We start from the raw sequence: 10193 nt of genomic DNA on the forward strand, positions 1-10193 counted from the left end.
GGCGCGGCTAGTCCGCCCTGTACGCGCGGTGCAGGGCCACGATGCCGCCCGTCAGGTTGCGCCAGGCGACCTTCGACCAGCCGGCCTTCTGCATACGGGCGGCCAGCGCGGGCTGGTCCGGCCACGCGCGGATCGACTCGGCGAGGTAGACGTACGCGTCCGGGCTGCTGCTGACCGCGGTCGCGACCGGCGGCAGGGCGCGCATCAGGTACTCGGTGTAGACGGTGCGGAACGGGGCCCACGTGGGGTGGCTGAACTCGCAGATCACCACCCGGCCGCCCGGCCTGGTCACCCGCAGCAGCTCGGCCAGGGCGGTGTCCGTGTCGTGGACGTTGCGCAGCCCGAAGGAGATCGTCACGGCGTCGAACGAGGCGTCGGCGAAGGGCAGCCGCGTCGCGTCCCCGGCGGTGAACGGCATGTGCGGGTGCCGCCTCTTGCCCTCCCGCAGCATGCCGAGCGAGAAGTCGCAGGGCACGACGTACGCGCCCGCGGCGGCGAACGGCTGCGAGGACGTGGCCGTACCGGCGGCGAGGTCGAGGATCCGCTCGGAAGGGCGGGCGCCGACCGCCTGCGCGACCGCCCGCCGCCAGAGCCGGGCCTGGCCCAGGGACAGCACGTCGTTCGTGAGGTCGTACTTCGCCGCCACGTCGTCGAACATCGCGGCGACTTCGTGCGGCTGCTTGTCCAGGGAGGCTCGGGTCACGGCGCCCATTGTGGCAGCACGGCACCACGGCTCAGGAGCGCGGCCCCTCTGCCGGGTCGTGCGCTCACGGCATGCCGGAACACTGCGGGCTACGCCTGGCACAACTCCGCTTTGGCGGGCCGCTTTACGCGCGGCGGTACACCAGCCGTCCCCCGAGAGCCGTGACGAGACAGCCCCGGTCCTCGTCGAAGACCGCGAAGTCGGCCGCGCCGGAGGGGGTCAGCGCCCGGGGCCGGGGTCCGGGCGGGACGGGCAGGGGCAGGACGCGGATGCCGGAGCGGTGGACGGCGGTGCGGACCGAGGCTCGGGTGAAAGGGCCGGACAGCGCCGTCGTCCCGGCGGCCAGCAGCCGCTGCACCCCGCGCCGCGCGCTGGCCCCCCAGCGGCTGTCGTCGAAGGCCGGCCCGGTGATCGCATCGCCGGTCAGCGGTCCGGTGCCGAGCTCACCGGCCTCACGCGGGTCGGGCCAGTACGTGCGCTCCAGCAGGGCGGTGCCGTCCGGCTCGTACCGTCCGGGCGTGAGGACGCCGTCCCACTCCCGGACACGGGCCCGCTCCCCGTACTCCGCGAACAGCTCGTCGTACGGCCCGATGGCCGCGAAACGGCCGCCCGAGACCACGACCGCGTGCCCGGCGTCCGGCTCGCCGCCCTCGGTGAGGCGGACGGCGCGCACCCGGTGAATCGTCAGCACAACAAGGCCAGTCGGCGGTCAGTCGGCGGTCAGCTGGTCTCGACGAGCTTCAGCTCGGGGTGAGCCGTGCCGCCCTCGATCGCGGTCGAGGAGAGGTGCGAGACGACGTGGTCGTCGACCGGGTCGTTCGCCGGGTCGTCGTGGACCACCAGGTGCTCGTACGTCGTCGCGCGCTGCGCCGGGACCCGCCCCGCCGCCCGGATGAGGTCGATCAGCTCCATCCGGTTGGAGCGGTGCTTCGCACCCGCCGAGGAGACGACGTTCTCCTCGAGCATCACCGAGCCGAGGTCGTCCGCCCCGTAGTGCAGCGACAGCTGGCCGGCCTCCTTGCCGACGGTGAGCCAGGAGCCCTGGATGTGCGCGACGTTGTCGAGGAAGAGCCGCGCGATGGCGATCATCCGCAGGTACTCGAAGATCGTGGCCTGCGTCCGGCCCTTCAGGTGGTTGTTCTCGGGCTGGTAGGTGTACGGGATGAAGGCGCGGAAGCCACCCGTACGGTCCTGGACGTCGCGGATCATCCGGATGTGCTCGATCCGCTCGGCGTTGGTCTCGCCGGTGCCCATCAGCATGGTGGAGGTCGACTCGACGCCGAGGCGGTGGGCGATCTCCATGATTTCCAGCCAGCGCTCGCCGGACTCCTTGAGCGGGGCGATGGCCTGGCGCGGGCGGGCCGGGAGGAGTTCGGCGCCCGCGCCCGCGAAGGAGTCCAGACCCGCGTCGCGGATCCGGCGGATCGCCTCGTCCGCCGTCACACCGGAGATCCGGGCCATGTGCTCGACCTCGGACGCGCCGAGGGAGTGGATGACCAGCTGCGGGTAGGCCTTCTTGATGGCCGAGAAGTGCTCTTCGTAGTACTCGACGCCGAAGTCGGGGTGATGGCCGCCCTGGAACATGATCTGGGTGCCGCCCAGCCTGACGGTCTCCTCGCAGCGCCGCAGGATGTCGTCGAGGTCGCGCGTCCAGCCCTTCTCGGTGTCCTTGGGCGGTGCGTAGAAGGCGCAGAACTTGCACGCCGTCACGCAGACGTTGGTGTAGTTGATGTTGCGCTCGATGATGTACGTCGCGATGTGCTCGGTCCCGGCGTAGCGGCGGCGGCGCACGGCGTCGGCGGCCGCGCCCAGCGCGTGCAGCGGCGCCGACCGGTACAGGTCGAGGGCCTCCTCAGGAGTGATACGGCCACCGGCGGCGGCGCGGTCGAGGACGGACTGAAGGTCGGCGCTCTCGCTCACCGGGACCGGTCCCTTCCGGAGGGGTACGTGACGACCGACCCAGCGTACGCCAGGGGTTCCCGGCCGCCGGGGACGGGATACGGGGATACGGCGACCACGGGGATGCGCCGGGGGCCGGCGCGCGACGTCAGTCGAGCTTGCGCAGCGTGCCGGTGGGATTGCCCGCGGGCTCGTCCTTCGCGGCGTAGCCGATGGAGCCGTCGGACTTCAGGGTGAACCGCTCCTCCGTGGAACCGCTGCTGCACAGCGGCTGGCCCTCGGTCTCCTTGAAGCGCGAGTTCATGACGAGCTCCCTCGGCTCGGCCCTGACGAGCCGCCAGAGACTGCGGCACTTCAGTGCCGAGAGCGTGATGTCGCCACTGGCGACCTTCTGCCCCACCTTGCCCCGCTCGATGGTGATGGTCATCTGGCCGCCCGGGACGCCGTTCTCGGAGGTGAGACTGCCCTGCCAGGTGCCGAGGAACGCCTTGGGCACCGCGGATCCGGCGGCGGAGGGGGCGGTGGCCGCGGGCGTGGACGTGTCATGGGAACTGTTGGTCCCGGAGTCCCCGCCGCCCCCGGTGCCGGGCATCAGGCCGAGGAAGTACGCGGTGGTCGTGCCGACGGCGAGCGCCGCCGCCACGGAGAGCACGACGGTGCAACTGAGCCGGCGGGGGCGGCGGGCTCCGGGGAGGCGCGGCGCGGCCGTGGCCGTCGCGGAGATGGAGAAACCGGGCGGCGCGGGGGGAGCGGCGGGCGCGGCGTCATCCGCGTGGTGCGCGAATGCCCCGCCCGGGGCCGGCACGGACGCGGCCCCGCCCGCGTACGAGGGGTGCGGCGGACCGTAGCCGCCCGCGGGCGCGAGATCACTCGGCGCGGCGGTACCGCTTCCGACGGCGGCCGCCTCGGGGCCCTGGGTCGGGAACTGGGCGGGCGGCAGGGTGACCAGGCCCGAGCCGCCCTGGGCCGCGCCGCCATGACCTGCCCCCGGCACCGCACTTTCCGCCTTCGCACCCGCCCCGCCGTCAGGCCCCGCGTCCGGCCCCGCGTCCGGCCCGGCTTCCAGGTCGAGGAGTTCGACGGCGCGCCGGCTCACCTGCTCGACCAGGGGCCCGGGCAGCCAGCCCGCACGTACGAGCCCCTGCGCGCCCGTCCCCCCGCCGAGACGCCGCGCCACCTCCTCCGGGGTGGGCCGGGCGGCCGGGTCCTTGGAGAGGCAGCCGGCGACCAGCTCGCGCAGCTCGCCCGTCAGCGCGCCGCCCAACTCCGGCTCCTCGTGTACCACCTTGTAGAGCAGGGCGGCCGAGCTGTCGCCCGGGAAGGGCGACTCGCCGGTGGCCGCGAACGCCAGCACCGCGCCGAGCGAGAAGACGTCGGACGCGTGCGTGACGCCCTTGCCGAGGATCTGCTCGGGCGCCATGTAGCCGGGCGAGCCGATGGAGACGCCGGTGGAGGTCAGGGAGGCCGTGGCGTCCGTGGCCCGCGCGATGCCGAAGTCGATCAGCCGCGGGCCGTCCACCGTCAACAGCACGTTCGACGGCTTGACATCGCGGTGGACGAGGCCGAGGCCGTGGACGGCGGTCAGCGCCTCGGCCAGGCCCGCGCCCAGCGTCCGTACGGTGTGCCCGGGCAGCGGGCCGACGGCGGACACCGCCTGGCCGAGGGCCGGGCCCGCGACATAGCCGGTCGCCACCCACGGCACGGACGCCTGGGGGTCGGCGTCGAGCACCGGCGCGGTCCAGTCGCCGCCGACCCGCCGCGCGGATTCGACCTCGCGCCGGAAGCGGGCGCGGAACTCCTCGTCCGTCGCGTAGTGCGGGTGCACGACCTTCACCGCGACCGTACGGCCGCCCGCGCTCCGCCCCAGATAGACCCGGCCCATGCCGCCGGCCCCGAGCCTGCGCAGCAGCCGGTACGGGCCGATGGCGCGCGGATCGTCCGCTTCCAGCGGATGCATGACGTGCTGATCCCCCCTCGGCTCGCCCCGATGCCCCCTAGCGGCGTGCCGGACAGCTTAGAGCCTGGGGTCAGGGCCCGGGAGCGACCGGATCGGCGGTCTGCGCGGGCAGCAGGCCGACACGTACGTCCGCGGGGAATCCGGTCGTTGCCCCGGTGCGGCGGGCGAACTCGGCCACGCCCGCGAGCTGGTCGGGACCGAACCGGAAGTCCAGCGTGGTGAAGTAGCGCTCCAGCAGCGCCGCGTCGAAGGCCTCCCAGCGGGCGGCCTGCTCGGCGACCTTGCCGACCTCCTGGAGGGACAGGTCGCGGGAGGCCAGGAAGGCCTCGTGCACTTTCCGCACGATCAGCGGCTCGCGCGCGAGATAGTCGCGGCGGGTCGCCCAGACGGCGAACACGAACGGCAGGCCCGTCCAGTCCTTCCACATCTGCCCCAGGTCGTGGACCTGGAGCCCGAGGCGGGGCGCGTCGTGCAGCGAGGCGCGCAGCGCCGCGTCCCCGATCAGCACGGCCGCCTGCGCCTCCAGCATCATCACGCCCAGGTCCGGCGGGCACGTGTAGTACTCGGGCTCGATGCCGTACTGCTCGGCGAGGAGCAGCTGTGCGAGCCGCACGGACGTACGGGAGGTGGAGCCCAGCGCCACGCGCGCGTGGTGCAGCTGGTCCAGCGGCACCTGGGACACGATCACGCACGACATGACGGGGCCGTCGCAGCCGACGGCGAGATCGGGGAAGGCGACGAGGTCGTCCGCGTTCCGGAGGAACTCGACCAGGGTGATGGGGGCGATGTCGAGTTCGCCGCGGACCAGCTGCTCGCTCAGCTTCTCGGGGGTGTCCTTGCTGAGCTCGAGGTCGAGCAGGGTGCCCGTGCGGGCGAGGCCCCAGTAGAGGGGCAGGCAGTTCAGGAACTGGATGTGGCCGACCCGGGGCCGGCTACGACGGTGGTCGTCGGCGGCGGGGGTGACGGGCGTGGTGACGGTGGCGCGGGTGGTGCCCGCGGCAGCTCGGTCGGCAGGATCAGCTCGGTCAGAATGGTCCACATCGGGAGGCTAGACCCGGCGGGCCCGCGGTCCGCGCCCGGGGGCTGCCACGGCGCCGTCGTGGTCCCGCGCGCGGGGAGTGGGATGGCGCGGGGGGCCGCGCGCGGGGAGGTGGGGCCGCGCGCGGGGGAGGGCGCGGGGGGCGTGGGCGCCCGGGAGGACACGCGGGCGCGAATTCACCCGGATGCTACGGGCCACGGCCGCGCGCACGAGCCCGTATGCGCGGCCTCACAGTGGGTGACCGTGCAGGTCGGGGCTGCCTTTTCGGACGGAAACCGCCCGCGCGGGTGATCTTCACCTCTTCCTCGCGCCGAGAACTGCGTGCTAGGCTCGCCGCAAGTTGCAGTTTGGTTTCCCTTGCAGTACAGAGCCTGCGGAGCATGTGACGCCGCAGGCTTTTGTAGTTTTCAGACTTCTTGCAGGTTCTGGAGCAGGGCAACCCTTTGGCCCAAGGAGGGCTTATGGCTACCGGAACCGTCAAGTGGTTCAACGCTGAAAAGGGCTTCGGCTTCATCGCCCAGGACGGCGGCGGCCCGGATGTCTTCGTCCACTACTCCGCGATCAACGCGTCTGGCTTCCGCTCCCTCGAGGAGAACCAGACCGTGACCTTCGACGTCACGCAGGGCCCGAAGGGCCCGCAGGCGGAGAACGTCACCCCGGCCTAACCTGCCCGGGACGACCGATCTCTGTCTGATCGCAGAACCAGCAGTACCCAAGGAGCCCTGCTCCCCCGCGATGGCGGGGAAGCGGGGCTCCTGCCTTTGTGCCCATGGGGCAGGCGGCGGCGGGAGCCGGCGGGCGGCGGGGTGGGCGGGGACGGCGCTAGCGCTCCGGGCAGGCGAGGTGCGGGGCCAGGCGGTTGGGGCAGGAGACGAGCGCGTACGACGCGAAGCCGCCGTCCCGCAGGTAGAAGCCCCAGGCCACGTCCCCGCCCCAGCTCAGCGTGTCCGCCGCGGTGGCCTCGCGCCGGTCGAGCGGCGGCGACCCGGCCTCCTCCGGATGCAGCAGGCCGGGCAGGACATCCTCGGCCCTGGCCCTGATCCACGCGGCGGCCTCCCCCGGGTCCGTGAACGTGGCCTGGATCAGCCGCCGGGGCTTGCGCAGCCACTCGGTGAGCCGCAGCGGCGTCACATCCGAGGCCGCGAACGCAGCCTCGTACTCCGGCCGCCGCTCGCCTTCTCTGTCGAACAGCCAGCGGGGGCCGACCCAGGCGTACGCGTGACAATGCACGGCGCCGGCCGGAGACCGTTTCACGTGTCCATTGTCCGACGCATGGGATGATTGGCCCTATTTAGCCGTATTGGCGGGTCTCAGGAGCGGGTGGCGGCCGTTCGCGACTGCGGCCCCTGTGAACGTACGCCGCGCAGCCACGACGCCATGCGCGGGCATGACGGCCAGGGATGACGGGAAGCGTCACCACGACTGGCCTCGCCGCTCCCCGGAGCCCACTGATTCCACGAAGTCCGCTGAATTCACGGAGTCCGCGAAGCCCACGGAGTGCACGAAGCCCCGGAACTCACGGAGCCCACGGAGCCGCCTTCGATGCCGAGCCGGCTGACGATCACGGTGCACCATGTGCGCGCCGCACTCCGCGGCGCGCACCGCCTCGGCATCGACACCGTGCCGCTCCTGCAAGGGGCCCGGATCCCGCCGCTGCTGCTCGGCGACGACCGGGCGCGCGTCACGCCCGAGCAGTTCAGCCGCCTCATCAGAGCGCTGCACCAGGCCACGGGCGACGAGTTCCTCGGCCTCGGCACCGCCCCCAGCAGGCGCGGCACCTTCGCGATGATGTGCTACGCCTCGCTCGGGTGCCGGGACCTCGGCGCCGCCCTGGAGCGGGCCTTCCGCTTCTACAGGCTCTTCCCCGGCGGCCCGGACCTCGCCCTGGAACGTGGCACAGGTGAGGCGATGTTCGTCGTCCGCAGCGAACTGCCCCACGACGTGGACCACTTCCTCTCCGAATGCCTGGTCGTCATCTGGCACCGGCTGTCCAGCTGGCTGGTCGGCCGCCAAATCCCGCTGCTGCGCGCCGAGTTCGCCTACCCCGCGCCCGAGCCCCCGCACCGCGACGAGTACGACCTGCTCTTCGACTGCCCGTTGCGCTTCGGCGCGGACCGCACCTCCGCCGCCCTCGACGCCCGCTGGCTCGCCGCCCCCGTCGTCCAGGACGAGCCGAGCCTCGAGGAGCTGCTGCGCCGGGCACCCGTGGGCCTGCTGAGCCGCAACGACTACGGCACGACGGTCGCCGAGCACGTGCGCCGGGTCCTCGTACGGGCTCTGCGGGGCGGCGCGGGTACGGCGCGGCTGCCGGAGGTCGCGGAGGTCGCGGCGCGGCTCGCGGTCAGCCCGGCCACGCTGCGCCGCAGGCTCCAGCAGGAGGACACGTCCTTCCAGCAGTTGAAGGACGCGGTGCGGCGGGACGCGGCGATCGCGGGGCTCGCGGAGGGGCGGGAGCCGATCGCGGAGCTGGCGGCGCGCCTCGGCTTCTCCGAGGACACCGCGTTCCACCGGGCCTTCCGCCGCTGGACGGGCACGACGCCGGGGGCGTATCGCCTGGCGGGCGGCGCGCCCGGGAGAACCGTGCGCGCCGAACGCACTGAACGGGCCATTCGCGCCGATCGGGCCGAACGGGCCGAACGGGCCGAACGGGCCGAACGGGCCGAACGCAATGAGACGCGGAGTCAACGAAGCTGAGCTGTCCGGTCAGCCCGGAAATTACTCGCGAGTCACTACGGTCCCCTTGAACGACCTGACCTCGTCCGTTCGACCCCCCGTTCGACCGCCCTTGCCAGGCCCAGACGCTGCGGTGCTTCCCCCACGACCCTGGCCCGCCGCCCACTCGGCGGGCTCCCCCCACCCAACCCTTCAAGGGCTCCGCCCCGTTGCCCCGTCCCGGTTCTCTCCCTGCGTGGGACGCAGGGAGAGAACCAGGGCTGGGCAGGGACGAACGGGCAAGCGGGCGGGCACGATACGCGCCGCAGGGATCGACGCCGGGCGCGGGCTGGTCCGCGGGCAGTTGGGAGAGCCGCATGCACCTCTCACCCCTGCGCACACACAGGTGGGCCGTCGCCGCCGCGGCGGGCCTGTGCCTCGCGGCGGCACTGCCGCAGGCCGCCACCGCCGTCGACTCCGGCTCCGGATCCCCCGCATCAGGCTCCGGATCCGCCTCCGGATCCGAAGTCACCGGCAAGCCGGGCGACATCGTCCGGTCGGCGCCGACCTCCTTCCACCCCCTGCCCGGACAGCCGACGAACACCCGTGCCTGGCACATCGAGTACCGCTCCACCACCGCCAAGGGCGAGCCGAACGTCGTCTCCGGCACCGTCATCGTCCCCGACGACGGCCGCACGGGAGCGCGCCCGCTCGTCACGTACGCCGTAGGGACCGTCGGCCTCGCCGACCAGTGCGCGCCGTCCGCCGGATTCCCCGACGGCACCACCAGCGAGGCGGCTCTCATCCAGCGCCTCACCGACCGCGGCTGGGCCGTCGCCGTCACGGACTACGAGGGCCTCGGCACCCCCGGCGACCACACCTACACCGTCGGCCGGGCCGAAGGGCAGGCCGTGCTCGACGCGGCCCGCGCCGCCCAGCGCCTCCCCGAGGCCGGGCTCTCGGCCAAGGGGCCTGTGGGCATCATGGGCTACTCGCAGGGCGGGCAGGCCGCGAGCTGGGCGGCCGAACTGCACGACTCGTACGCGCCCGAGCTGCGCGTCAAGGGCACGGCCGCCGGAGGCGTCCCCGCCGACCTGTTCAAGGTCATCGACCACAACGACGGCGGCGTCGGCGCGGGCCTGGTCCTGATGGGGGCCAGCGGCCAGAACGCCGCCTTCCCCGAGCTGCAGCTCGACAAGTACCTCAACGACCAAGGTCGCTTCTACGTCGACTTCATGCGGAAGAACTGCGCCGCCGCCAGCGCGGCCGTCGGGGCCTTCAAGCGAATATCGGACGTGACGCTCAAGAACCCGCTGGAGGAGCCGGACTGGCAGCGGCGGATGCGCGAGTCGGAGCTCGGCACGCACGCACCCGACCACCCGGTCTACCTCTACCACGGCACGGTCGACGAGCTGATTCCGTACGAGGTCGGCGAGCAGCTGCGGGGGGACTGGTGCGGGAAGGGCGTGCCGGTGCGGTGGAAGCCGGTCCCGCTCGCAGGGCACGCCGGGGGTGCGCTGGCCGCATCGACTCCGGCCGCCGACTGGCTCGCCGCCCGCTTCGCGAACGAGCCGGACACCGGCAACTGCGGCTAGCCACCCATTGACCCTCTTGACGGCCCCGGTTGTCTCCCAGCAGTGCTGGGAGACAACCGGGGCCGTCGCGGCGGAGGACGGCCGCGGGCCACTCGACATCCCCCGTAGCTGACCCGCACGCGCAGCACAAAGGACCTCGGGACCGCTCGCCGCTCCCCGCCCTCCTCCTCGTACAACGCCTCGATCTCCGCCGCGGAGGCGCGGGCGATCGCTGCCCCCGCTTCAGCTTCGTCGGGGGCGTCAGGTGTCCCGTCTCTTCAGTGAAGCGGCGTCCGCTGTCGCAGGTCGGCGTCGGGCTGTCGGATGTCAAGGGCATCCGGTGCTGAAGGGGCGGGGGCCCTTCCCAAG

At 73.1% G+C, this 10193-nt stretch carries 9 protein-coding genes; 3 read left to right on the forward strand and 6 right to left on the reverse strand.

All coding sequences use genetic code 11. The annotated features are described in order from the left end of the window. Positions 1-7 precede the first annotated feature (7 nt). The 5 genes from ACTWQC_RS32015 to ACTWQC_RS32035 form a co-directional block, all read right to left on the reverse strand. Entirely contained in the window at positions 8-703 is a 696-nt protein-coding gene (locus ACTWQC_RS32015; protein WP_443319352.1) for a demethylmenaquinone methyltransferase, read from the reverse strand. Positions 704-827: 124 nt separating this feature from the next. Beyond that, positions 828-1394 carry a hypothetical protein gene (locus tag ACTWQC_RS32020; RefSeq protein WP_443319353.1) on the reverse strand — a complete coding sequence of 189 codons (567 nt, stop codon included), beginning with the start codon at positions 1392-1394 and terminating at the stop codon, positions 828-830. A gap of 29 nt (positions 1395-1423) precedes the next feature. Continuing rightward, positions 1424-2623: a cyclic dehypoxanthinyl futalosine synthase gene (gene mqnC / locus ACTWQC_RS32025; RefSeq protein ID WP_443319354.1), complete on the reverse strand. Its 1200-nt coding sequence runs from the start codon at positions 2621-2623 to the stop codon at positions 1424-1426. 127 nt (positions 2624-2750) lie between these two features. After that, positions 2751-4559: a serine/threonine-protein kinase gene (locus ACTWQC_RS32030; RefSeq protein WP_443319355.1), complete on the reverse strand. Its 1809-nt coding sequence runs from the start codon at positions 4557-4559 to the stop codon at positions 2751-2753. Positions 4560-4629: 70 nt separating this feature from the next. Then, entirely contained in the window at positions 4630-5472 is an 843-nt protein-coding gene (locus ACTWQC_RS32035) for a menaquinone biosynthetic enzyme MqnA/MqnD family protein (RefSeq protein WP_443319364.1), read from the reverse strand. Positions 5473-6059: 587 nt separating this feature from the next. On the opposite strand from ACTWQC_RS32035, the gene ACTWQC_RS32040 reads away from it, so the two are divergent. Next, positions 6060-6263 carry a cold-shock protein gene (locus ACTWQC_RS32040; protein WP_030620150.1) on the forward strand — a complete coding sequence of 68 codons (204 nt, stop codon included), beginning with the start codon at positions 6060-6062 and terminating at the stop codon, positions 6261-6263. Between the two features lie 157 nt (positions 6264-6420). Here ACTWQC_RS32040 and ACTWQC_RS32045 read toward each other — a convergent pair whose 3' ends face one another. Then, a complete protein-coding gene (locus ACTWQC_RS32045; RefSeq protein WP_443319356.1) occupies positions 6421-6852 on the reverse strand; it encodes a hypothetical protein in 432 nt (143 codons plus the stop codon). A gap of 288 nt (positions 6853-7140) precedes the next feature. Between ACTWQC_RS32045 and ACTWQC_RS32050 the strand changes: the two genes are divergently transcribed. Both ACTWQC_RS32050 and ACTWQC_RS32055 read left to right on the forward strand, forming a co-directional pair. Further along, a complete protein-coding gene (locus ACTWQC_RS32050) occupies positions 7141-8292 on the forward strand; it encodes an AraC family transcriptional regulator (RefSeq protein WP_443319357.1) in 1152 nt (383 codons plus the stop codon). Between the two features lie 335 nt (positions 8293-8627). Then, positions 8628-9845 (forward strand): alpha/beta fold hydrolase, encoded by a 1218-nt coding sequence (locus ACTWQC_RS32055; protein ID WP_443319358.1) that lies wholly within the window; start codon positions 8628-8630, stop codon positions 9843-9845. The last annotated feature ends 348 nt before the right edge of the window (positions 9846-10193 follow it).

The organism is Streptomyces sp. 8N616 (assembly GCF_052246385.1).
Classification (GTDB): domain Bacteria; phylum Actinomycetota; class Actinomycetes; order Streptomycetales; family Streptomycetaceae; genus Streptomyces.

What these genes read in the sequence shown, in the direction of transcription:
- ACTWQC_RS32040 (WP_030620150.1), top strand. Translation starts at nt 6,060, where the DNA reads ATGGCTACCGGAACCGTCAAGTGGTTCAACGCTGAAAAGGGCTTCGGC.
- ACTWQC_RS32030 (WP_443319355.1), bottom strand. Translation starts at nt 4,559, where the DNA reads ATGCATCCGCTGGAAGCGGACGATCCGCGCGCCATCGGCCCGTACCGG.
- ACTWQC_RS32055 (WP_443319358.1), top strand. Translation starts at nt 8,628, where the DNA reads ATGCACCTCTCACCCCTGCGCACACACAGGTGGGCCGTCGCCGCCGCG.
- ACTWQC_RS32050 (WP_443319357.1), top strand. Translation starts at nt 7,141, where the DNA reads ATGCCGAGCCGGCTGACGATCACGGTGCACCATGTGCGCGCCGCACTC.